At 74.0% G+C, this 22,508-nt stretch carries 18 protein-coding genes; 11 read left to right on the forward strand and 7 right to left on the reverse strand.

The window, feature by feature from the left end; translation table 11 throughout:
* The first annotated feature begins 40 nt into the window (after positions 1 to 40).
* The 5 genes from N8J89_RS35635 to N8J89_RS35655 all read left to right on the forward strand — a co-directional run bounded on the left by N8J89_RS35635 (position 41) and on the right by N8J89_RS35655 (position 4,871).
* Entirely contained in the window at positions 41 to 844 is an 804-nt protein-coding gene (locus N8J89_RS35635; RefSeq protein WP_283661334.1) for a poly-gamma-glutamate hydrolase family protein, read from the forward strand.
* 26 nt (positions 845 to 870) lie between these two features.
* Positions 871 to 1,254, forward strand: a complete 384-nt coding sequence (locus N8J89_RS35640; protein WP_283661335.1) for a VOC family protein — start codon at positions 871 to 873, stop codon at positions 1,252 to 1,254.
* Positions 1,255 to 1,338: 84 nt separating this feature from the next.
* Positions 1,339 to 2,013: a response regulator transcription factor gene (locus tag N8J89_RS35645; RefSeq protein ID WP_283661336.1), complete on the forward strand. Its 675-nt coding sequence runs from the start codon at positions 1,339 to 1,341 to the stop codon at positions 2,011 to 2,013.
* A gap of 5 nt (positions 2,014 to 2,018) precedes the next feature.
* A complete protein-coding gene (locus tag N8J89_RS35650) occupies positions 2,019 to 3,050 on the forward strand; it encodes a HAMP domain-containing sensor histidine kinase (RefSeq protein ID WP_502868514.1) in 1,032 nt (343 codons plus the stop codon).
* Positions 3,051 to 3,092: 42 nt separating this feature from the next.
* A complete protein-coding gene (locus N8J89_RS35655) occupies positions 3,093 to 4,871 on the forward strand; it encodes a DUF4153 domain-containing protein (RefSeq protein WP_283661338.1) in 1,779 nt (592 codons plus the stop codon).
* On the opposite strand, the gene N8J89_RS35660 is transcribed toward N8J89_RS35655, so the two are convergent.
* The 4 genes from N8J89_RS35660 to N8J89_RS35675 all read right to left on the reverse strand — a co-directional run bounded on the left by N8J89_RS35660 (position 4,833) and on the right by N8J89_RS35675 (position 8,918).
* Positions 4,833 to 5,546, reverse strand: a complete 714-nt coding sequence (locus N8J89_RS35660) for a DUF2306 domain-containing protein (protein WP_283661339.1) — start codon at positions 5,544 to 5,546, stop codon at positions 4,833 to 4,835. The genes N8J89_RS35655 and N8J89_RS35660 overlap by 39 nt on opposite strands.
* Positions 5,547 to 5,664: 118 nt before the next feature.
* Positions 5,665 to 7,215 carry a sensor domain-containing diguanylate cyclase gene (locus tag N8J89_RS35665; RefSeq protein WP_283661340.1) on the reverse strand — a complete coding sequence of 517 codons (1,551 nt, stop codon included), beginning with the start codon at positions 7,213 to 7,215 and terminating at the stop codon, positions 5,665 to 5,667.
* Positions 7,215 to 8,414, reverse strand: coding sequence for an FIST signal transduction protein (locus N8J89_RS35670; RefSeq protein ID WP_283661341.1), 1,200 nt, complete (start codon positions 8,412 to 8,414; stop codon positions 7,215 to 7,217). The genes N8J89_RS35665 and N8J89_RS35670 overlap by 1 nt, the downstream gene beginning before the upstream one ends.
* A 102-nt stretch (positions 8,415 to 8,516) precedes the next feature.
* Positions 8,517 to 8,918 (reverse strand): hypothetical protein, encoded by a 402-nt coding sequence (locus N8J89_RS35675; RefSeq protein ID WP_283661342.1) that lies wholly within the window; start codon positions 8,916 to 8,918, stop codon positions 8,517 to 8,519.
* A 106-nt stretch (positions 8,919 to 9,024) separates the two neighbouring features.
* On the opposite strand from N8J89_RS35675, the gene N8J89_RS35680 reads away from it, so the two are divergent.
* The 4 genes from N8J89_RS35680 (at position 9,025) to N8J89_RS35695 (ending at position 15,889) form a co-directional block, all read left to right on the forward strand.
* Positions 9,025 to 9,558, forward strand: coding sequence for a hypothetical protein (locus N8J89_RS35680; RefSeq protein WP_283661343.1), 534 nt, complete (start codon positions 9,025 to 9,027; stop codon positions 9,556 to 9,558).
* Positions 9,559 to 9,647: 89 nt separating this feature from the next.
* Positions 9,648 to 12,629, forward strand: a complete 2,982-nt coding sequence (locus N8J89_RS35685) for a type 2 lanthipeptide synthetase LanM family protein (protein WP_283661344.1) — start codon at positions 9,648 to 9,650, stop codon at positions 12,627 to 12,629.
* Positions 12,630 to 12,670: 41 nt separating this feature from the next.
* Complete coding sequence (locus tag N8J89_RS35690; protein ID WP_252482161.1) at positions 12,671 to 12,898, forward strand: hypothetical protein; 228 nt, start codon at positions 12,671 to 12,673, stop codon at positions 12,896 to 12,898.
* Between the two features lie 99 nt (positions 12,899 to 12,997).
* Positions 12,998 to 15,889 carry a helix-turn-helix transcriptional regulator gene (locus tag N8J89_RS35695; protein ID WP_283661345.1) on the forward strand — a complete coding sequence of 964 codons (2,892 nt, stop codon included), beginning with the start codon at positions 12,998 to 13,000 and terminating at the stop codon, positions 15,887 to 15,889.
* 110 nt (positions 15,890 to 15,999) lie between these two features.
* Here the strand turns inward: N8J89_RS35695 and N8J89_RS35700 are convergent, their stop codons facing one another.
* The 3 genes from N8J89_RS35700 to N8J89_RS35710 all read right to left on the reverse strand — a co-directional run bounded on the left by N8J89_RS35700 (position 16,000) and on the right by N8J89_RS35710 (position 20,112).
* A complete protein-coding gene (locus tag N8J89_RS35700) occupies positions 16,000 to 16,809 on the reverse strand; it encodes a hypothetical protein (protein ID WP_283661346.1) in 810 nt (269 codons plus the stop codon).
* Positions 16,810 to 16,919: 110 nt separating this feature from the next.
* Positions 16,920 to 19,073, reverse strand: a complete 2,154-nt coding sequence (locus tag N8J89_RS35705; RefSeq protein ID WP_283661347.1) for a putative bifunctional diguanylate cyclase/phosphodiesterase — start codon at positions 19,071 to 19,073, stop codon at positions 16,920 to 16,922.
* 10 nt (positions 19,074 to 19,083) lie between these two features.
* Positions 19,084 to 20,112 carry an alpha/beta hydrolase gene (locus N8J89_RS35710; protein WP_283661348.1) on the reverse strand — a complete coding sequence of 343 codons (1,029 nt, stop codon included), beginning with the start codon at positions 20,110 to 20,112 and terminating at the stop codon, positions 19,084 to 19,086.
* A 214-nt stretch (positions 20,113 to 20,326) separates the two neighbouring features.
* On the opposite strand from N8J89_RS35710, the gene N8J89_RS35715 reads away from it, so the two are divergent.
* Entirely contained in the window at positions 20,327 to 21,145 is an 819-nt protein-coding gene (locus N8J89_RS35715; RefSeq protein WP_283661349.1) for an SAM-dependent methyltransferase, read from the forward strand.
* 24 nt (positions 21,146 to 21,169) lie between these two features.
* On the forward strand, positions 21,170 to 22,504 hold the full coding sequence (locus N8J89_RS35720; protein ID WP_283661350.1) for a cytochrome P450: 1,335 nt from the start codon (positions 21,170 to 21,172) through the stop codon (positions 22,502 to 22,504).
* Positions 22,505 to 22,508: the final 4 nt, after the last annotated feature.

Below are 22,508 nucleotides of genomic sequence, written 5' to 3' on the forward strand. Positions count from 1 at the left end.
CACCGGGCCGACCACAGCCCGCTGCCGCACAATGCCAGGTATGAGCACTGCGAGCAGGCGTGCCTTCCTCGGCCTGGTGGCCGCGACCGCGATCCCGGCCGCGGCGGCCCGGCCCGCATCGGCCGCGGACAAGTACCCGTCCAACACCGCGCTCTACGCCGACCCGGGATTGGTGGAGGGCATCGACTACGCGCGCCGGTACCGCAGGCACGAGCAGTTCGACGACAGCCTGACGCAGAAGTTCCCCTTCCCCGGCACCACGATCCTGGCCCCGCACGGCGGCGGGATCGAGGCCGGCACCTCCGAGCTGTGCCACGCGGTGGCCGGATACCACCCCGGCACCCTGCAACCCGCGCCGGAGGCCGGCCCGCGCCACGACCTGTGGATGTTCGAGGGCATCCGGCCGACCCACAACGCCGAGCTGCACGTGACCTCCGCGCACTGCGACGATCCGGTGGCGCTGTCGCTGTGCGCGGGCGCGCGGCGGGCGCTGGGCCTGCACGGCTGCTCCCCCGCGCAGCTGGGGCTGCCGGAGGGCGCGTGGGCGGTGCTGGTCGGCGGGCGGGACGAGCCGTTCCGCCGGGCGCTGCTGACCAGGCTGGGCGCGGCCGGGTTCCAGGTCGTGGACGGGGCGGTACACCCCACGCTGTCCGGACAGGAGCCGGCCAACATCGCCAACCGCACGCTGCGCGGCGCGGGCGGGCAGCTGGAGCTGACCACCGGGCTGCGGGACGCGATGTTCACCATCAACACCCGGCCGGAACGCCGCAACACCACAACTCTGGTGTTCTGGAACTTCGTTGCGGCCGTACGGGTGGCGATCGCGGACGTGGTTGACCTCTAGTTAACTCGAACTTCTAACTTGGGGTCATGGCAATCGAACTGAACCACACCGTCGTCCACTCCACCGACAAGAAGGCCGCCGCGGCGTTCCTCACCGATCTGCTCGGACTGCCGGATCCGGTGCCGTTCGGGCCTTTCCTGGCGGTGGAACTGTCCAACCAGGTCACTCTCGACTACCTCGACGTGGACACCACCCCGGTGCCCAACCACTACGCGTTCCTGATCACCGAGGCCGAGTTCGACGAGATCTACGGCCGGATCACCGAGCGCGGGATCGAGCACTGGGCCGACCCGACGCAGACCAGGCCCGGCGAGATCAACACCAACGACGGCGGCCGGGGGGTTTACTTCCTGGGGCCGGACGGGCATGTCCTGGAGGTGCTGACCAGGCCGTACGGCAGCGGCGAGTGACCGTTCGCTGACCCGGCGCAACCTGCACAGTATCTTCACAATCCCTCCGCCCCCTCTCCATCGTCCCGGCCTAGGGTCGGTGCCATGCATCGAGTGCTGGTGGTGGAGGACGAGCTGACCATCGCCAGCTCCATCGCCGACCGGCTGCGTGCCGAAGGGTTCGCGGTGGAGCTGGCCCACGATGGTCCCGGCGCGGTGGCCAAGGCCGCCGAGATCGACCCGGACCTGGTGGTGCTGGACATCATGCTGCCCGGCTACGACGGGCTGGAGGTGTGCCGCCGGATCCAGGCGCGGCGGGCGGTGCCGGTGCTGATGCTGACCGCCCGGGACGACGAGACCGACCTGCTGGTCGGGCTGGCCGTCGGCGCGGATGACTACCTGACCAAACCGTTCTCCATCCGGGAGCTGGCCGCCCGGGTGCACGCGTTGCTCCGGCGGGTGGAACGGGCCGCCCAGGCCCGCACCGCCGGAGTGACGCTGCGGGTGGGCGAGCTGGAGATCGACCCGGTGGAGCGGCGGGTGCACCGGGCGGGCGCGGAGGTGCACCTCACCCCGACCGAGTTCGAGCTGCTGACCCGGCTGGCCGAACGGCCGCGCGCGGTGCTGCCCCGCGAGCAGCTGCTCGCCGAGGTGTGGGGCTTCGCCGGGCCCGCCGCCACCCGCACCGTGGACAGCCACGTGAAAGCGTTGCGGCGCAAGCTCGGCAGCGATGTCATCCGCACCGTGCACGGCATCGGCTACGCGCTGGAGACGCCGTGAGGAAGCTGCGCGGGTGGGCCGCGGCGGTGTGGGACGTGCTGCCCAGGCCGCTGGACCCGGTGCGGTCCATCAAGCTCAAGCTGGGCCTGCTGGTGCTGGGCGCGGTCACGGTGGCGATGGCCTTCTTCTGGTGGCAGATCGAATGGATCCCGCCGCGCACCACCATCACCGCGCTGCTGGGCGTGCTGATCGCCTCACAGCTGATCGCGCACGGCATGACCAAACCGTTGCGGGACATGACTTCCGCCGCCCGCTCGATGGCCGCCGGGGACTACCAGCGCCGGGTGCGGGCCACCTCCAAGGACGAGGTCGGCCAGCTCGCCGCCGCGTTCAACCAGATGGCGGCCGAGCTGGGCGCGGCCGACCAGCAGCGCCGCGAGCTGATCGCGAACGTCTCGCACGAGCTGCGCACCCCGATCACCGCGCTGCGGGCGGTGCTGGAGAACGTGGTCGACGGCGTCACCCAGCCCGACTCGGCCACCATGCGCACCGCGCTGGCCCAGACCGAACGCCTCGGCGTGCTCATCACCGAGCTGCTGGACCTCTCCCGCATCGACGCCGGCGCGCTCACCCTGGACCGCGAGCACTGGCCGCTGGCGCCGATCCTGGCCCAGGCGGTGGCCGAGACCGAGGTGATGACCGCGGTCGCGGGCCGGGGCGTGCGCTTCAGCATGTCGGTGGAACCGGACGCGGTGGTGCTGGCCGACCAGGTCCGCCTGCACCAGGTGCTGGTGAACCTGCTGGACAACGCGGCCCGGCACGGCCCGCCGGGCGGCCGGGTGTGGATCAGTGCCACCAGCGAGCCGGAGTCCACGGTGATCGAGGTCCGCGACGAGGGACCGGGGATCCCGGTGGCGGAACGGGACCGGGTGTTCGAGCGGTTCACCAGGGGCGAGCGCGCGGGGGGCGGCGGAACCGGGCTGGGCCTGGCCATCGCGCGCTGGGTGGTGGACCTGCACGGCGGCACGATCGCCGCGGTGGGGCCGGGTTCCGGGGGTTGCCGGATCCGGGTGATGTTGCCGAACTTGGCTGACTGACTGGGTTTTCGCACGGGCCGGGCCATGGTTGTGGCCGGGCTGATGACTGCTGCCTTGGGGATGATGATGAGCGGGAAAGCACGGGACGGCTGGGACCAGTCCGCGGAGCACGCGAAGGACGAGGGGGCCGGGGCCGGGGAGCAACCGGAGTCGGCGGCCGAGGCCGATGGGTCCGCGGGCGAGGCGGCCACCGAGGGCGAAGCCCCGGCCGACGAACCGGCCGAGGAGCCGCCAGCCGAACCGGAATCGGCCGAGGAGCCGCGCGCCGAGCCAGAATCGGCCGACTCCCCCGACCACAACGGCCAAGACCCCGTCCACGTTCGGCCAACACACGTGCCCGGGGGCGTGGTGACCGCTGCGGCTCCGGTGTTCGCGACGGTGGTGCCGCGGCCGTACGCGCCGGGGTCGGTGGTGGTCGCGTCGGTAGCGGTGGGGGTGGCCGGGGCGTTCGCGTTGCCGTTGGACCGGCCCGCCATCGGGTGGGTGGTGGTCGGGATCGTGGCGGCGCTGGCGGTGGGGCTGGTGGCGCGGCGGGACTCCGAGCTGGTGCTCTCCGGCGGGGAGCGGGCGATGCGCGGCGGGTGGCTGGCGCTGGCGATCGGGCTGCTGGCGGTGGGGGCGGTGCGGGACGCGGAGTGGCTGTTCGCGCTGTGCGTGCTGGGCGCGGGGGTGGCCGGGTCGCTGGCGGCCGGGGGCGGGAGGTCGTTCTTCGGGTTGTTCGCCGGCGCGTTCTCGGTGCCGGTGACCGCGCTGGTGCGGCTGGACTGGGTGATCCGGGGCGCGGCGGCGGTGCGGGTGCGCGGGGCGCGCGGGCGGCTGCTGGTGTCGATCGCGGTGTCGGTGGTGCTGCTGGTGGTCTTCGGCGCCTTGTTCGCGGGGGCGGATGCCGCGTTCGCCTCGCTGGTCTCCGCGGTTCTGCCCACTGTGGACGGTCCGGCGATCGTGCGCGGCGGCTTTGTGTTCTGGCTGCTGGTCTTCGGCACCGCGGGGGCCTGCCTGGTCGCGGTCAAGGGCGCGCCGGAGCGGGCGGAGCGGTCGGCCCGCACGGTCGGGCTGGTGGAGTGGGCGCTGCCGGTGGGCATGCTGGTGCTGCTGTTCGGCGGGTTCGTCGCGGTGCAGCTGGCCAGCCTGTTCGGTGGCGAGGCCTACGTGCAGCGGACCGCCGGGATGACCTACGCGGTGTACGCGCGCAGCGGGTTCTGGCAGCTCAGCGCGGTGAGCGTGCTCGCGCTGGCGGTGATCGGCCTGGCCACCCGGTGGGCGCCACGGGAACGTTCCGGCGAGCGGCTGTGGCTGCGGGTGCTGCTGGGCGCGCTGGCCGTGCTGACGCTGGTGATCGTGGCCTCCTCGGTCAGCCGGATGCTGGCCTACCAGGAGGCCTACGGGGCCACCGTGCTGCGGCTGCTGGTGCTCACCTGCGAGCTGTGGATCGGCCTGGTGTACCTGGTGGTGCTGGCCGCGGGCATCCGGCTGCGCGGGTCCTGGGTGCCGCGGATCGTGGTCACCTCCGGCCTGACCGTCCTCTTTGGACTCTCAGTGGCCAATCCGGAACACCTGGTGGCGGAGATCAACGTGGCGCAGCAGCGGCACCTGGACCTGAGCTACCTGCGGCAGATGTCCGCCGACGTGGTCCCGGTGCTGGACCGGCTGCCCGAACCGCAGCGCTCCTGCGCGCTGCGGACGATCAACTACACGCTGGCCGGGGCCGAGCCGGGCTGGCGGGAGTGGAACGCCTCCAGGGCCAGGGCCAGGGAGCTGCTCGCCGCCCGCCCGCACGACTCCTCAGCCAGCTGCGGCTACGGGGACCGGTACCCGTACTGACCGCTTCTTCTTGCGCTGCAACCACCATTCGGCGAACAGCAGGGTCAGCGTCCAGCCCAGCCAGGCGGTCAGCCCGGAGATCGCCTGGCCCAAGGCGATCTCGCTGCCGCCGAAGGTGGTCTCCAGCTGCGGCGCCAGCCACATGCCGATCGGGATGCCCCACAGGCGGTTGGTGATGATCGACATGGTCAGCGCGAAGCTGCGGATCATCCACTTGCGGTGGTCGCCGAAGCGGCGCTGCCAGGCCGCGCGCACCGCCAGCGCGGTGAAGGCCAGCCACAGCACCGCGAGGATCACGTTGCTCACCTGGTTGATCGGCCCGAACGGGCTGGCCACGCCGATCACGAACCCGCTCACCCCGGCCGGCAGCACGCCGGCGAAGACGTACACCCGGCCCAGGTACCGGTGCGCCAAGGGATACCGCTGCCGGAACCACGGCCACACCTGGAGGCAGCCGGTGATCATCGCGATCGAGGCCAGCAGCACGTGCGCCACCAGCAGCGGGTAGTGCCAGCTCGCGCCCTCGGGCGCGGGCACCCTGGTCTGGGCCGGGTCGAAGGTCAGGTACCTCGGCAGGGAGAACGCCAGGAACACGACCACCAGCACGAACAGCGGGGCCACCCAGGGCCGCCGCCACCACCGCACTGCCACCGGTTCCCGTCGCGCTGTCGCCACGTTCGTCATCTCCGCCCCCAGGCTCGCCCAACTTCTCGGAGATCACGTTAGGCAGCGGGCGGCCGGGTGCCGATGGCGTCAGACCGTGCTTCCGGGGTGGGCAAAGCCCTACCGCCGTTCAGCCGGTCCGGTCCGGCAGGTCCTCCGCGCCGGTGATCAGCATGCCGTCGGAGAACACCTCGTACCGGCCGCGCCCGGCCCGCTTCGCCTGGTACATGGCCACATCCGCGCGCCGCATCAGGTCGGCGGCGTCGGCCGCGCCGCGCGGGCTGTGCGCGATGCCGATGCTGGCGTTGACCCGCAGCTGCCGCCCGGCGATGAGCATCGGCTCGGCCAGCGCGTGCAGGATCCGCTGCGCCACCAGCACCGCGTCCCGCACCGTCTCCACCCCGGTGAGCAGCACCGCGAACTCGTCCCCGCCCAGCCGGGCGGCCACATCGGAGCTGCGCAGCTGGGCCTTGAGCCGTTCCGCGGTGCAGATCAGCAGGTTGTCCCCGGCGGCGTGGCCGAGGGTGTCGTTGACCGCCTTGAACCGGTCCAGGTCCACGAACAGCACCGCCACCCGGTCCGGCCCCGCGGTCAGCGGGCCGGGCTGGGTGAGCAGCTGGGAGAGCTGGTCCAGGAACAGGCCGCGGCTGGCCAGCCCGGTCAGCGAGTCGTGGAAGGCCCTGCGCATCTGCTCGACCGTGTTCGCGTCGGTCAGCGCCAGGCTGACGTGCTCGGCGAAGGAGCGCAGCATCTGCACGTCGGCGGCGGCGTAGCGGCGGGTGGCCTGGCCGGAGCCGATCAGCAGGCTGCCCGCGACCTCCCCGCTGTCGTAGACCGGCGCGGCCATCGCCGCACGCAGCCGCCCCGCGGTCAGCCGGTACAGCAGCGCGGACTCCGGCAGCCGCCCGTAGCGCACCACCACGTCCTCCACCAGCACCGCCTCACCCGCGGCCCCGGTCTCCACCAGGCGCACGCTGGCCCGCTGCTCCAGCAGGTCCGGGCGCAGGCCGACGCTGGCGGCCAGCCGCAGCTCCGCCGGCTCGGCCGAGTCGCGCAGCCACAGCCCGACGATGCCCGCGCCCAGCAGGTCGGCCGCGGCGCTGGTGATCATGTCCAGGATTTGCGGCAGCGGGCGGCGCCGGGAGATGGCCCGCTGCACCTCGAACAGGTGCTCCATCAGCCGCTGCCGCTGGCGCAGGGTGGCCACCAGTTCGGCGTTCTCCGCGGCCTGCCGTTCACCGCGCTCGCGCATCGCGTGCTCGGCCTGCAGGGTGCGCAGCATGGTCAGGGTCAGCTCCAGCAGCCGCGCCATGCCGCGCATCAGGTGCCGTTCCTCGACCGAGAACTCATCCGCCCAGCGCGCCAGCACCAGGTGGCCGGGATGGCTGCCGCCCCAGCTGGTCGACACCGCGTGCGCGCGACCGAGGCCGGGCACCTCCAGGTGCGCGCGTTCCTGCCTGGTCACCGCGAGCAGCTCGGCCACCGGCACGGTCCCGGCCGGGAACCCGATGCAGGCGGCCACCTCGGCGCCGAAGACCACCGCGGCCACCTCGGCCTCCAGCGCCTGCGCGGCCCGTTCCACCGCGCCGTGCACCGCGGAGTCCTCATCCGGGTAGGCCGAGACCACCGCCAGCAGCTCCAGCAGCTGCTGGCCGTGCAGGGCCGCGAGGGAGTCCGCCATCAGCCGAGCGCCAGCACCGCGAGTGTCTGGTTGTGGAAGCCGTCGATGCCGCGCACCCGCGCGATCTCGCCGGAGGTGTGGAACCCGCCGAAGGGCTTGCCGGCGCAGCGCGCGGCGAAGGTCTCGTTCTCCCTGCGGGTGCCGTCCACGCCGAGCACCGGCAGCAGCGCGCTACAGCTGAAAGTGACCAGCCCCAACGGTTCCGCGCCGCCGAGCCCGTCGATGGCCGCCGCGCAGGCCTCGTCCGCCGCGGCCAGCACCGACTGCTCGTCCCCGCACATCGCCCAGGTCAGGCAGCCGTGGTCGATCGCGCTGCCGCCGCTGATGGACCGGCCGTCCAGGTCGAAGCCGGTGGCCAGGTTGCGCGGCTGCACCCCGCTGCGCCGCTGCACGCCCAGCGGGCGCGGCAACGCGAACCGGGTGAACGCCGCGGGGTCGGTGTAGGCCTCCGGCGGCGCGCCCAGCCGGTCCAGGTAGACGTCCATGGCCGGGCGGTCGTCCAAGGTGTACACCCGGCCCTCGCCGGTGCTGGTGACGATCATCGGCTCGCCGAACTTGCGCCAGCCGTGCCGCACCGACACCGACAACGGCCCGGTCGAGGCGAGGGTGGCCGCCACCACCGCGTCGGTGTGCACCTTGCCGTCGTGCAACAGGAAGGTGCTCGCGCAGAGGTGGTTGCCCGCCTCCCGCCGCTCGGCCGCGGCCCCGCCGACCATCGGCACGCCCGCGCCGAGCACGCCGTAGCAGCCGCGCAGGATCGACTCCTGTTCCCGGACCAGGCTGTCGGTGAGCAGCAGCACCACCCGGTGCGGCAGCCCGGAGTCCTCCGCCACCGCGGCGGCCACCTCCGCCCCGGCCAGCCTCTGCCTGCCGGAGACGCCCTCGGCCACCGCCGTGGTCACCGCGAACCCCGGTCCACCGAAGGCGATAGCCACGATCGAGCTGCCGCGCGACCCGGCCGGGCTGATCTCCCCGCGCGAGGAACATCCGATCACCGGCACACCTGGCGCGGCCATCGCCAGCCCCTCGGCCACCGAGGCCGGGTCGTAGTTGACGGAGGCGAACACCAGCAGCAGCCGGGGATCCTCGCCGGTGAGCGCGCTCGCGGCGGCCCGGAAGGCGGCCACCGCGGCGTCCGGTCCCGTGGCCGAGCCGACCCCCAGCCAGCGGCCATCGGCCCCGACGCCGTTCGCGCTCATTCACCCCTCCAGCCGGTGAGTCCGGTACCAAAGTAGTGGCAGCCCGGCGTCACCACCATGAGGCGCGGGCATCCGGCGCCCACTCGCCAACCGGAATGGTGATCAGAGCAGCTCCACCGTCCACTCCCAACCGGCGGACCGCGCGCGCAGCCTGGCCAGCACCACCTCGAACGCCTCGCGCATCGTCCGCGCGTCCACCCGCGCGGAGAACCCCGGCTCCTCCTCGACCAGCAAGGTCCACGGCTTGCCGCGCTCCGCCCACCGCTCGTGGTCCAGCTTCAGCAGCACGTTCAGTCCGCGCCCGGCCAGCTCGCTCATCAGCAGCTCGACGTCGATCGACCCGTCCTGCCGCGCCGGGAGACCGGCGAAGCACTCGGCCAGCGTCGCGCCTTCCCGGTGCTCCCCGGGCAGCCAGAGCCGCCAGGGCGTGCCCGGTCCTAGTTGGAGCAGGCTGAGCACGCCCTGCTCGCCCCACTGCTCCATCGCCCGCTCCACGTCGATCACACCGTCCATTGTGTCCACCGGCGGAAAAACGCGTGTCCGGCACGCATGCGCGCCCGCTGTCCCGGCGCGCAGGCTGGACCCAGCCCAGGAGGACGGAGACGGCCCCATGCCCTTGCGGGACCTAGGTTTCAGCGCGGCGGCCGAAGCCGTGTACCGCGCCCTGCTCGACCACCCCGGCACCGACCCCACGCCACTGGCCGACGGTCCGCTGGCCCCGGTGCTGGCCGAGCTGCTGGACCTCGGCGTGGTCCGGCCCGACCCGGCGCGGCCCAGCGGCGTCACGCCGCTCAACCCGGCGCTCGCGCTGGCCGAGCTGATCGAGCGGGTCGAGGCCGAGCTGGTCCGGCGGCACCGGCGGGCCGGGGACACCCGGCTGGAGCTGGCGGAGCTGGCCGGGCGGTTCCGGCGGGCCGGTGGGCAGGTGCAGGCGGCGGACGGGCTGAGCGAGGTGGACCGGCGGGTGCTGGAGCTGCTGGCCTCCGGGATCACCGACGAGGCGGCGGCCAGGGTGGTGGGGTTCTCGGTGCGGCAGCTGCGGCGGCGGGTGGCGGTGCTGATGGCGCGGCTGGAGGCGGCCAGCCGGTTCGAGGCGGGGGTGGCGGCGGCGCGGCGGGGGTGGGTGCGGGCGGCAGGAAGCTGACCTCGCGCTGGTCAGGAAGCTGACCTACCCAAGCCGCGGAGAATGTGCGTGCTTCCCACCCATGACCGCCATGGGGTAGGGCTGGCAGCGTGTCCGCTGTGCCTGACGCCACCCGCCGCGCCCGCCCCGAGGTCCTGCTGGACCCGAGCTGGTGGGCGCCCGCCCTGGCCCTGCACGAGCGGGCCGAGCACGGCGTCCCCGCGCACTTCGGCGCCCGGCCCCGGCACTGGGAGCAGGACGGGCTGGACGCCGCGTTCGCGCTGCGGCTGGCCGAGCTGAACCTCACCGAGGACGGGGCGCTGGCCCTGCGCGCCGAACCCGCGCCCGAGCTGGCCGCCCGGATGCGCAAGCCGGAGTGGGCCGGGGTGGCGGAGCGGGCGGTGCGGATCGCGGACACGCTGCCCGGCACCTCGGCCGAGGGCCTGGACTGGCGGGAGGCGCTGGCCCGGCCGCTGCGGCCGTTCGTGCTGGACGCGGCGGACCGGCTGGCCGAGGGCCTGGCCGCGCTGCCCGCGACCGTGCTGGACCTGCCCCGGATCGCGGACAGCTTCAGCGCCGCGCTCAGCCGCCGCCTGTTCGCCATCGCCGCGCGCACCCTGGTCGGCGAGCTGCACCGCCACCGCACCGCGGGCAGGCTGCGCGGCGCCGACGGGCCCGCCCGGTTCACCGACTTCGCGCACCAGCTCACCGACGCCACCGGACTGGCCGAGCTGATCACCGGCTACCCGGTGCTGGCCAGGCTGCTCGCCCAGACCAGCGCCAACGCCACCGAGGCCACCGTGGAGCTGCTCGGCAGGCTGGCCGCCGACCACGCCGAGCTGGTCGCCACCCTGTTCCACGGCGTCGACCCCGGTCCGCTGGTCGAGCTGGAGCCCGGCAAGGGCGACCCGCACCGCGGCGGCCGCTCCTGCACCCTGCTGCGCTTCGCCGACCAGCGCCAACTCATCTACAAGCCGCGCGATCCGGGCGCGCACCTGCTGCTCGGCAAGCTGCTCGCCTGGACCGGCAGGCACCTGCCCGGCCTCGGCCTGCGCGCGGTGCCCACGGTGGCCCGCGACGGCTACGGCTGGTCCGCCTACGTCGCCGGCGCGCCGGTGGCCAGCGCCGCCGAGGCGGCGGAGTTCTACCGCAAGCAGGGCGCGCTGCTGGCCCTGCTGCACGCGGTGCAGGCCACCGACATCCACTGCGAGAACCTGATCGCCGAGGGCGACACCCCGGTGCTGGTGGACCTGGAGACGCTGTTCCACCCCGACCTCACCGGCGCGCCCAGCACCGGCGACCCAGCCGCGGACGCGCTGGCCGCCTCGGTGCACCGGACCGCGCTGCTGCCGCTGATCGTGATCGGCGAGCAGGGCGCGCTGGACATGTCCGGCCTCGGCGGCGACGGCGGCCGCACCGCACCGGCCAGCGCGGTCGACTGGGCCGACCCTGGCACCGACGTGATGCGCCTGGTCCGCACCGCCCGCCCGTTCGCCGGGGCGCGCAACCGGCCGGTGCTCGACGGCCACCCGGTCGACCCGGCCGAGCACGAGGGCGCGCTGCTGGAGGGTTTCCGGCTGGTCTACGACCTGATCACGGCCAACCGGGACGAGCTGGTGGTGCTGGCCGCCTCCGCCGCCGACCTGCCGCTGCGCGTGGTCACCCGCCCCACCTGGGTCTACGCCACCCTGCTGGACGAGACCACGCACCCGAGCGTGCTGCGGGACGCGCTGGACCGGGACCGCGCGCTGTCCGTGCTGTGGTCCGGCCGGAGCCACCCGGTGCTGGCCCAACTGCTGCCGCAGGAGCTGGCCGAGCTGTGGGCCGGGGACGTGCCGCTGTTCACCGGCGCGCCCGGCAGCGCGGAGATCCGCACCGCGCAGGGCAAACCGCTGCCGGTGCCGCTGGGCCGGTCCGGGCTGGCCGCCGCGCTGGCCGCGATCGGCCGCTTCGGCGAGGTGGACCGGCAGGACCAGGAATGGGTGATCTCCGCGGCGCTGGCCACCCGGCACCCCGCGGGCGAGCACCAGGACGCCGCCCCGCTGCCGGGCCCGCGCACCGGCACCGCGGCCGAGCCGGACCGGCTGCTGGCCGCGGCCTCCGCGGTGGCCGACCAGATCGTGGCCCGCGGCATCCCCGGCGGCGACCGGGTCAACTGGCTCGGCCTGGAACTGGTCGACGACCGGCAGTGGCTGGTGCTGCCGATGGGCGCGGGCCTGGCCACCGGGCACGTCGGGGTGGCGCTGTTCCTGGCCCAGCTGGCCGCGGCCACCGGCGTGCCCCGCTACGCCGACACCGCCCGCCGGGCGCTGCGCGGAGTCCCCGATCTGCTTGCCGCGCTGGCGGTCCAGCCCCGGCTGCGCGCCGCGGTCGGCTGCGGCGGCCCGCAGGGACTGGGCGGCATCGCCTACGGCCTGGCCCGGCTGGCCACCCTGCTCGACGAGGACTCCCTGCGCGCCGAGGCCGAGACCGCGGTCCGGCTGGCCGGGGCCGCCGCCACCGAGGGCGCGGACCCGAGCTGGGCCACCGGCACCGCGGGCTGCCTGGCCGCGATGCGCGCGGTGCACGCGGAAACCGGCCTGGCGGCGGCGAAAACCCTCGCCGATGCCTGCGCCGAGCACCTCGCGCTGTGCCTGCGCCAGGGCGTCGAACTGCCCGGCGGCTTCGCGCACGGTTTCGCCGGAATCGCCTGGGCGCTGCGCCTGGACGGCCGGCACCCCGACCTCGCGGCCGAGGCCACGCGCCGGTCCTCGGCCGCGGGGCCCGGCTGGTGCGCGGGCGCGGCCGGACTGGCCCTGGCCACCGGCAGGACCGGCGCGCTCGCCGACCAGCCCGTGCTGCGCGATCTCAGCCTCTGCCACGGCGAGCTGGGTGTGCAGGAGGTGCTGACCGTGCTGGAGGGCCCACCGGCGGCCCGCCGCCGCCGGGCCGGACAGGCGCTGGAGGCGCTGCACCGGCTCGGCCCCGCCTGCGGAGCCCCCGCAGGCGTGGCCACCCCAGGGCTGCTCAACGGCCTTGCCGGGATCGGCTACGGCCTGCTCCGGCTCGCCAGCCCCGACCACGTTCCCTCAGTCCTGTTGCTACAGCACTGATCCAGCCCCGAGTGCACAACCCGATGACAGGAGACAGTCCCGTGTCGAAGCCCATCCAGACCCCCGACCTGCACGACTTCACCGAGCCGGTGGGCGCCCTGCGCCTGCTGCCGGAGCTGGACTTCGGCGCCCGCGCGGTCGCGCTGACCCGGCTCGCGCTGCCGGTGGGCCTGCTCGCCGCCGGGTTCTTCGGCACCGCGGCGGGCGCGCCGGTGGAGGAGAGCACCGCGGTTGCGATCACGACCTGCTGCCCGCCGGTCACCCTGTGATTTCGTGATCCTGTAACGCCGTCGCCCTAAGGGGCAGCCGAAAGGCCAGTGCCATAACGAGACCTGACTGGCCTTTCGGCAGCGGCTAATGTCCGCTGCGTGCGGCACCGTTCCTCGATCCTGGTCGGTCGGGACCCCGAGCTGGCGGCCGTGACGGCCGTGCTGGACTCGGCCAGAGCCGGACGCGGCGGCGCCGTGTTCCTGGTGGGCGAGAGCGGCATGGGCAAGTCCCGGCTGGCCTCCGCGGTGGCCGAGTCGGCCTACTCCGCGGGTATGAGCCTGATGCGCGGACGGGCCAGCGCGATCGACCCGATGGCCCCGTTCCGGCCGCTCACCGAGGCCCTGCTGTCCCTGCTGCGTTCGACCGATGTGCAGCCCGCCGCGCTCGGCCCGTACGGCCCGGTGCTCGGCCGCCTGCTGCCCGGCTGGGGCGACGGCGGCAGCCGGGAGGGCGACTCGCTGGTCATCCTGGCCGAGGCGGTGCTGCGGCTGACCGGGCTGGTCGGCCGGGAACGCGGCTGCCTGATGGTCCTGGACGACCTGCAGCACGCCGATCCGGAGACGCTGGCCGTGCTGGAGTACCTGATCGACAACCTGGACCTGCAACCCACCATGCTGCTCGGCGCGATCAGGGACGAGCCCTGCCCCGCGCTGCGCATCGCGCGTGCCGCCGCCCAGCGCGGGCAGTGCGTGCTGATCGAGCTGAACCGGCTGGACCGGGCCGGGCTGGCCGCGCTGGCCGCCTCCTGCCTGGACGTGGCCGGGGTGCCGCCCGCCGTGGCCGACCTGCTGTGGGCGGGCAGCGGCGGCAACCCGTTCATGATCGAGGAGCTGGTCGCGGGCATGGTCGAGGGCGGCCTGCTCAGCACCACCGGCGGCACCGTGCGCATCGCCGAGCAGCTGCCCGCGACCCTGCCCACCACGGTGTCCAGGGCACTCGCCCAACGGGTCGAGGCGCTCAGCAGCCAGGCCCGCGAGCTGCTCACCGTGGCCGCCGTGCTCGGCCAGCGCTTCCCGCTGGCGGTGGTGCAGCGGGTCACCGGGCTGCCGGACCGGGAGCTGCTCAGCCTGCTGCACGGCGACCTGGCCGCCCAGCTGGTCGCGCCGGATGAGACCACCGCGGACTGGTACGCCTTCCACCACCAGCTCAGCCGCGAGGCCGTGCTGGCCCAGGTCGACAAGTCCGCCCGCGCCGAGCTGGCCGCGGCGCTGGCGGACGCGGTCGAGCAGGTGCACCCCGGCCTGCCGGAGGCCTGGTGCCAGGTCGCGGCCACCCTGCGCAAGGCCTCGGGCCAGCACGGCGCGGCCGGTCGGCTCTACACCGAGGTGGGCAGGCGGGCGCTCGCCCAGGGCGCGGCCGGCTCCGCGGTCGCGCTGCTGGACCAGGCCTGGGAGCTGTTGCGGCACGAGGACGCCGCCAGCCGGGCCACCGCACTGGAACTGCTGGTCAACGCACTCGCCGAGGCCGGTGAGGTGGAGCGCGCGCTGGACTCGGTGGCCATCCTGGACCAGGTCGGCGGCCTGGACCCGCGCCGCCGCGCGCAGCTGCACACCCGGCTGGGCTGGGCCGCCGCGGTGGCCGGGCGCTCCGCGGACGGGATCACCCAGGTCGAGGCGGCCCGCGCGCTGCTCGGCCCGGACCCGGCGGCCGAGGACACCGCACCGATCGACGTGGTCGCCGCGCACCTGGCCCTGGACATCCCCGGCCCCGGCCAGCTGGCCACCGCGGAACGGCTGGGGCGGCAGGCCGCCGAGGTGGCCGAGTCGGTGCCGCTGCCGGTGGTGGCCTGCCAGGCCTGGCAGCTGCTCGGCGCGATCACCCGGCACCGCGACCCCGAGGAGGGCACCGCCTGCCTGGAACGGGCCCGCGCGGTCGCGGTCCGGCACCAGCTGCCGATCTGGGAGATCCACACCCTGATCCGGCTGGGCAACGACGACGCGCTGCGCACCGGCGCGCTGGACCGGCTGGAGCACGCCAGGGAGCTGGCCTCCGCCGCGGGCGCGATCACCGCCCGGTACCAGGCCGAGGCGAGCATCGCGCTGCACTCCATCCTGCGCGGCGACTTCGACAGCGCGCGCATCCTGATCGACGGCGTGCTGCCGGCCACCACCCGGCTCAAGCTGCTGGAGACCACCCAGTACACGCTGCTGCTGCGCGCGGTGCTGGCCGGGCACCAGGGCCGCCGCAAGGAGCTGGCCGAGGCGCTGGCCGAGTTCCGCGACTGGCACGGCGATCCCGCCCTGCACGCCCCGCGCATCCACGGCCTGGCGGGCAGCTTCTGCGCGCTGCTGGAGGAGGACCGGCCGCGCGCGCTGGCCGAGCTGGCCCGCGCGCTGGACGGCGAGGACACCGAGCGCTCGGTGTTCCACCTCTCCGGCAGGCACGGCCTGCACCTGCTGCTCACCGTGCTGTGCGGCCAGACCGACCGCGCCGCCTACGACGAGCTGGCCGCCAACCCGGCAGGCGGCCTGCGCTGGGACCGCCAGTTCGCCTGCTTCGCCAGGGCCGTGCTGCTCGGTCGCGAAGGCAAGGCCACCGAAGCGGCCGAGGCGGTCGCCGAGGCGCTGCGCGTCGGCGAGCCGTATGCGATGAGCAGGCACCTGGGCCTGCGCCTGGTCGGCGAGGAGGCGCTGGCCGAGGGCTGGGGCGAGCCGGTGGAATGGCTGCGCACCGCCGAGGCCTACTTCCACCGCCTGGACGGCGCCTCGGTGGCCGGCGCCTGCCGCGCCCTGCTGCGCCGCGCGGGCGTCCGGGTCGCCCAGCACCGCGAGGGCGCCGGCGGCATCCCGCCCGGCCTGCGCTCGGTCGGCGTCACCGTCCGCGAGTTCGAGGTGCTCCGCCTGCTCGTCGGCCGCCTGGGCAACCGCGAGATCGCCGAACGCCTGCACCTGTCCCCGCGCACGGTCGAACGCCACGTCTCCAACCTCATCACCAAAACCGGCCTGCCCAACCGCATCGCCCTCAGCGAGTACGCCGCCGACCTGACCTAGCACCCCGCGTGTTGGCCGTTGTGGTACGCCTTGTTGGCCGTTGTGGACAGGCGCAGCCGTCCACAACGGCCAACTTGGCGTACCACAACGGCCAACACGCGCCCCAGCCTTTAGTCCACTGTGGACAGTGTCACCGGGAGCACGGCGCGGACGAAGACCGGGCGATCGCCGGGGAGCGCGCCGCGGTAGGACGGGGCGTGTGCGAGGCGGGTCTCGAACCAGGGGCCGTCCTCTGGTGGGCAGGCGCCGAGGACGACCGCCGGGTCCGCGGTCAGCTCGGGCTCGTCCGGGTGGTGCGCGATGCGCAGGCCGAACAGGTTCGGCACGCTCGGGTCGATGGTGTTGGCGCTGCTGGGGAACCGGTCGCCCCACGGGAACAGGGTGCGCGCCCCGCTGGCCGCCGCGTGCTCCCACTCATCCGGCTCGGGTAACCGCTGCCCTGCCGCGGCCAGCGCGGCCGCCACCTCGGCAGGCCCGCGCTCGCCCACCGGCTCGGCCTGCACCGCGACCAGCAGCGAGGGCAGCTCCACCACCCTCGGCCTGGTGGTCCACCTGGCCAGCCCGGCCCTGATCTCGGTCAGGTCCTCGGCGGCGAACTCCGGCTCGTACGGGGTGCTGCGCACCGGCTCCGCGGCCGGGGACAGCGCGTCCTCATCACCCAGGAAGGAGGCCATCTCCTCCTCGCTCGGCGTCCAGCCCCGCTCGTCGAAGCCCAGCGGCACCGCGCCACCCGGCACCAGCGCGAAGTCCCGGCCTGCCACGTCGAAGACCGCCACCGGCGCGCCGCGTCCGGCGTAGGTGTAGCGGAAGACCTCCCGCAGGCCGATGCCGTGCCGCCTGGCCAGGCCCTCGGCCACCCGGCGCGCGGCGGGGACGTCGAGGGCGGGCCAGTCGGCCGCGGTCAGTTCATGCGGAGCCACGCCGGACAGTGTGCCGTTCCCCGCGCCCGCAGGTGAAGATCCGGGAACCTGAGCGTGATCTCCGCCCGCGCTCGCTGCGGAAAGTGGTCGAGGATTCATCCGGACGGGGGCTACAGCAGCTCCTCGAACCGCTCCGGCGACCCAGCGGGCGCGAAGTGTCCGCCCCGCGCGGCGTCCGCGCCGATCGAGCGCCACCACTCGGCCTGCTCCGGCGTCTCCACCCCGGCCACCACCACCCGCACCCCGGCCGCCCGCACCAGCCGGGCCAGCTCCCGCAGCGCACCGGCGACCAGCGTGTCCCGGCCGCCGCGGTGCGCCTGCCGCTCCACCAGCCAGCCGGCCACCCGGACCGCGCGCACCGGCAGGTCCTCCAGGCAGGCCAGGTCCGCGGCCGTGGTGCTGAACTCCAGCAGCTCGATCCGCACCCCGGCCGCGGCCAGCAGCCGCAGGTTCTCCGCCGCCTCGCCGCCGGGGTTGACCAGCGCGGGCGCGGGCATGCCCAGCCACAACCGGTCCGCCGGCAGCCCCGTGCTGTCCACAATGGACCGGATGTGGCCGACCAGGTCCGGGTCGGCGGACTGGTTCGCGGTCAGCGGGACGTGCAGCGGCAGGTCGCACTCCAGGCGCTCCCGCCAGTCCCGCAGCTGGGCACAGGCCCTGCGCAGCAACGCCACGCCCAGCGTCATGATCAGGCCGGTCTGCTCGGCCAGGTCGGCGCACACCTCGTGCCGCACCGGCCCGCGCCGCGGGTGGTCCCAGTGCAGCAGCGCGTCCACGCCCAGCAGCCGTTCACCATCCATTGTGGACACTGGTTGGTAGGCGACGGTGAGCTGCCCGGTCTCCCAGGCGCCGGGCAGCGCGGCGGCCAGCGAGGCCCACTCCCGGTCCCTGGCGTCCTGGAACGGGTCGTAGAGCGCCCACTGCGCGCAGCCGTTGCGCTTGGCCCGCGCCAGCGCCAGCTCGGCGGCCTCCAGCAGCTCCTCGCCGGAGAGGTCCCGCGCCGGGCGGTCCACCACGCCGATGCAGGCGGTGGCGGCCAGTCCGGAGTCGCCCACATAGAGCGGTTCGGCCAGCGCGGCGGTGATCCGCTGGATCATCCGCACCACGTCCGGCGTGCCCGGCCCGTTCTGCACCAGCAGCGCGAACTCGTCCGCGCCGAAGCGGGCCACCATCGCCTGCTCCCCGGCCACCACCGCCTTGAGCCGCCTGGCCACCGTGTCCAGCACCAGGTCGCCGACCGCCCGGCCGAGACCGTGCGTGATCAGCGAGAAACCGTCCAGGTCCAGGTGGTACAGGGTGATCCCGGTGGACGGGTCGGCCTGCCTGCGCACCCGTTCCAGGTTGCTGCCGAAGTACTGCCGGTTCGGCAGCTGGGTCAGCCGGTCGTGCAGCGCCTGCCGGTTCATCTGGCCCTGCAACAGCTTCAGCTCCGAGCTGTCCTCCACCACCGCGACCACCTGCGCGCCCGGCTCGCCCGGCCGGACCGCGGCCAGGCTGAGCACGGCCCAGACCCGCTCGCCGTCGGCGCGCACCAGCCGGTGCTCGTTGCGCACCCGCGCCACCCGGCCGGAGAGCAGTGAGCGGTAGGCGTTGCGCAGCGCGGCCACGTCCTCCGGATGGCTCACCTCGAACAGCGAGCCCGGCGGCAGCTCCTCCTTGGGCTGTCCCAGAATCGTCGCCAGCCCATCGTTGACCAGGGTGAACCGGCCCTCGGCGTCGGTGACCGCGACCCCGCTGGAGGTGCAGGCCAGCAGGTGCTCGAACCGGCCATGGGCCAGCACCAGCTCCCGCCGGGTGTCCTGCAACGCCACCCGCAGCGCCTTGAGCATGGTGTCCTGCTGGGACAGGGTGTGCAGCCGGACCGCCTCGCTGTACCCGGCGGCCAGCGCGCCCAGCAGCAGCACCACCCGCTCGGCGGTGCGCGGCAGCCCGGCCAGCTCCGGCAGCGCCAGCAGTCCCTTGCCCAGCACGTCCATGGTGTGCTGCAAAGCCGCGGGCCCGGTGCAGCCCGCGGCGACCAGCTCGGCCCCGTGCGCGGTGGCCGGGTGCGCCTGGAACGGCTCGGCGCGCGCCGCGTCGACCAGCGCGTCCACCATGTCATCCAGGGTGCGCTGGAACTCCTCGGGCTCCAGCGGCACGTACTCGGTGGTGCTGATCTGCCCGGCCCACCTGCGGGCCAGCTTGGCCCGCGCCTTGGCGCGTTCGGCCGGGGAGAGCGGCACGGCCGATGGGGGCCGCCCGCTCTCCGGGAAAGGCACGGTCACGGTGAACCGCTCAACCCGGGAAGTTGGACTTCAGCCAGTCGCGGATCGCGGTGCGGTGCACCGCCGCGTCCCGGCCGAGCGCGACCGCGTGGCCTGCCCCGCGCACCAGGTGCACGGCCAGCTTCGCCTCCGGGCTGAAGTACGGCTTCTCCCTGGCCAGCAAGGTCTGCTCATCCGCGCAGGAGTACGCGCAGAACAGGTTGTCCTTGTCCCCGTTGGCGATCAGCACCGGGACCTTGATCGCCTTGGACACCGGCAGGATGAAGCCGAACGGCAACAGGTCGGCCACTACGGTCGCGGCCACCTGGTCCTTGGTCGCGTCGTCGGCCCTGACCACCTCGGGCTCCACCGAACCGCCCTCGTGGAAGACGCCCCTGGTGCCGGGCCAGGTGGTGAGGTAGCCGGGGTCCAGGCTCCGGCCGCCGAGCACCGGGTCCAGCAGCGAGGGCGTGATGCCCTTGACGAAGATCCCGGTCAGCGCGAGCAGGTCCATCGAGTGCGTCATGCCGGTGAGCACCACGCCGTCCACGCCGTGGTGCAGCGCCGCGGCCAGCAGCGCGATGCCCGAGCCCATGGAGTGCCCGACCAGCACCACCTTGCGGTACTTCACCCCGCCGACGGCGCCCGCGCGCAGCTTGGCCGCGACCTGGTCCACCACCCCGGCCTGGGCGGTGCCGGTGATCAGCGCGCTCAACGGTTTTGAGCTCTCGCCGCTGCCGAGGGCGTCCATGGCGAAGGTGGCCTGCCCGGCGCGGGCCATGTCGCGCTGGTAGGAGTAGCGGCCCTGGGCGTAGGGCAGGTTCCAGTAGTGCCGGTTGTAGGTGCCGCCGTGCACCAGCAGCTGCACCGTGCCGGACGCGCCGCCGACAGGCGCGCAGTGTGTGCCGTGCACGGTCTGGCGCAGCAGGCCGAGGCCGAAGGAGACCGGGAGCTTGGTCTCGGTGCAGCGGACCTGTGGTTCGGCTGCCGCGGTGAGCGGGCTGGCCAGCAGGGTGAGGCAAGTGAACAGTGCGGAGCCAAGAACCCGGAGGGGTCGCACGGTGTTCCTCTTCCCGAGGGGGATGGTCAACAGAGCGTGCATACTACAACCCTCTGCGTAACAAACCGCTACCACTTGACCCGATCCGGTTAACCCGGGGCGGCATTCCGGGCGATACCCCTACCGTCCCCCTTCCAGCCGAGCGCACAGTGGCTGGTCGGCCTGGCGCCCGGCCGGGTCGCACTGTCACCACACGATGGGATGTGTGTCTTTCGTGAGCACCCAGACCAGCTGGGTACCGCCCGACATCGACGTGGACCGCGCCAGTCCGGCCAGGGTCTACGACTACCTGCTCGGCGGCGCGTGGAACTTCCCCGCCGACCGGCAGATGGCCGAGGCGGCCGTCGCGCGGATGCCGTGGGTACGGGACCTGGCCCGGTACAACCGGTCCTTCCTCAGCCGCGCGGTCCGCTACTGCGCCGAACGCGGCATCAACCAGTTCCTGGACCTCGGCTCGGGCATGCCGACCTCCAAGAGCGTGCACGAGATGGCCATGGAGATCGACCCGGAGTCCAGGGTGGTCTACGTGGAGCAGGAGCAGGTCGCGGTCGCGCACAGCGAGCTGATCCTGACCTCCGTGCCCGGCGCGGGCGTGCTGGGCGCGGACATGCGCGCCGCGCGGGAGGTGCTGGCCAGCCCGGTCACCAGGGAGCTGCTGGACTTCACCGAGCCGGTCGCGGTGGTCATGGCCTCCTCCCTGCACTACGTGCTCGAGGCCGAGGAGGCCGCCGAGCTGGTCCGCACCTACCTGGCCGCGGTGCCCGCGGGCAGCTACCTGGTGCTCTCGCACATCACCGACGACGGCGCCGACGGCTCGGCCGAGGTGCGCGAGCTGGTCGAGCTCTCCCGCGCCACCACCAGCGCCGGGGTGGCCCGCTCCCGCGCCTGGATCGCGAGCCTGTTCGACGGTCTGGACCTGGTCGACCCCGGCCTGGTCTACACCTCGCAGTGGCGGCCGAACACGCCGCTGCGGCTGGTCACCGACATGTCGGCACACGCTTCCCTGCTCGCGGCGGTGGCCCGCAAACCCTGAGCCGCACAACAGGTGGAGGCCACCATGAGCGCCGTCCTGCCGTCCGTCCCGGTCGCACCGGGCCGTCTCCCCGTGCTGGGCCACCTGCCCGCCCTGACCAGGGATCCGTTGCAGTTCCTGCAGGGTCTGCGCGGCCACGGCGAGCTGGTGGCCTTCCACCTGGGTCCCCGGGTCATCTACCTGGTGAACTCCCCTGAGCTGATCCGCCAGGTGCTGGTCACCGACGCGGCGAAGTTCCAGCGCGGCAAGGTCTTCCGCAAGGCTCGGGAGCTGCTCGGCGACGGCCTGGCCACCTCCGACGACCCGGAGCACCGCGAGCAGCGCCGGATCGTGCAGCCCGCCTTCCACCGCAACCGGATCGCGGGCTACGCCCGGATCATGCGCGCCGAGATCGACCGGATCACCACCGCCTGGCCGGAGGGGCGGCGGTTCCGGCTGGACCAGCAGCTGGCCGACCTGACTCTGGGCGTGACCGCGAAGACCTTGTTCCACACCGAGTTCAGCCAGGCCGCGGTGGCCGAGATCCAGCGCTCGCTGGCCCCCGTCCTCAACGGCGTGACCAGCCGAGCGCTGCTGCCGGACTTCCTGGAACACCTGCCCATCCCGGCCAACCGCCGCTTCGACGAGGCACTGCACCGACTGACGTCCATTGTGGACGAAGCCATCGCCGCCTACCGCGAGGCCGGGGTCGACCACGGCGACCTGCTGTCCACCCTGGTCACCGGGGAACCCCTTGGCGACGAGGAGATCCGCGCCCAGGTGCTGAACCTGCTGATGGCGGGCACCGAGACCACCGCGACCGCGCTGTCCTGGCTGGCCTACGAGCTCACCGTGCACCCCGAGGTCGCCGACGCGGTGCGGCACGAGCTCACCACCGTCCTGGGCGACCGGCCGCCCACCGTCGCGGAGTTACCCGAACTGTCCTATGTGGACAGAGTGATCACCGAGACGCTGCGCCTGCACTCCCCGGTCTGGCTGCTGATGCGCACCGCCGTCGAGCCGCTCCGCCTTGGCGGCACGGAACTTCCCGCCTCGGCCGAGGTGCTGGTGGTGCCGCCCACCCTGCACCGCGACCCCGCGCTGTACCCGGACCCGCTGCGCTTCCACCCGGACCGCTGGCTGCACCCGGCGGCCAGGACCTGGCGGCGCGAGCGGTTCTTGCCCTTCGGCGGCGGCACGCACCACTGCGTCGGCGACAACTTCGCCTGGACCGAGATGACGCTGGCGGTGGCCGCGATCTACCGGCGCTGGCACCTGGTGCTGGCCCCCGGCGCCCGGGTCCGCGAGGTGACCCGCGCCTTCCTCAAACCCAGTGCGCTGCCGGTGCTCGCGACAAGGGTGGTAACCCCCCAATCCTGACCGG

This window comes from Crossiella sp. CA-258035, assembly GCF_030064675.1.
Lineage (GTDB): Bacteria > Actinomycetota > Actinomycetes > Mycobacteriales > Pseudonocardiaceae > Crossiella.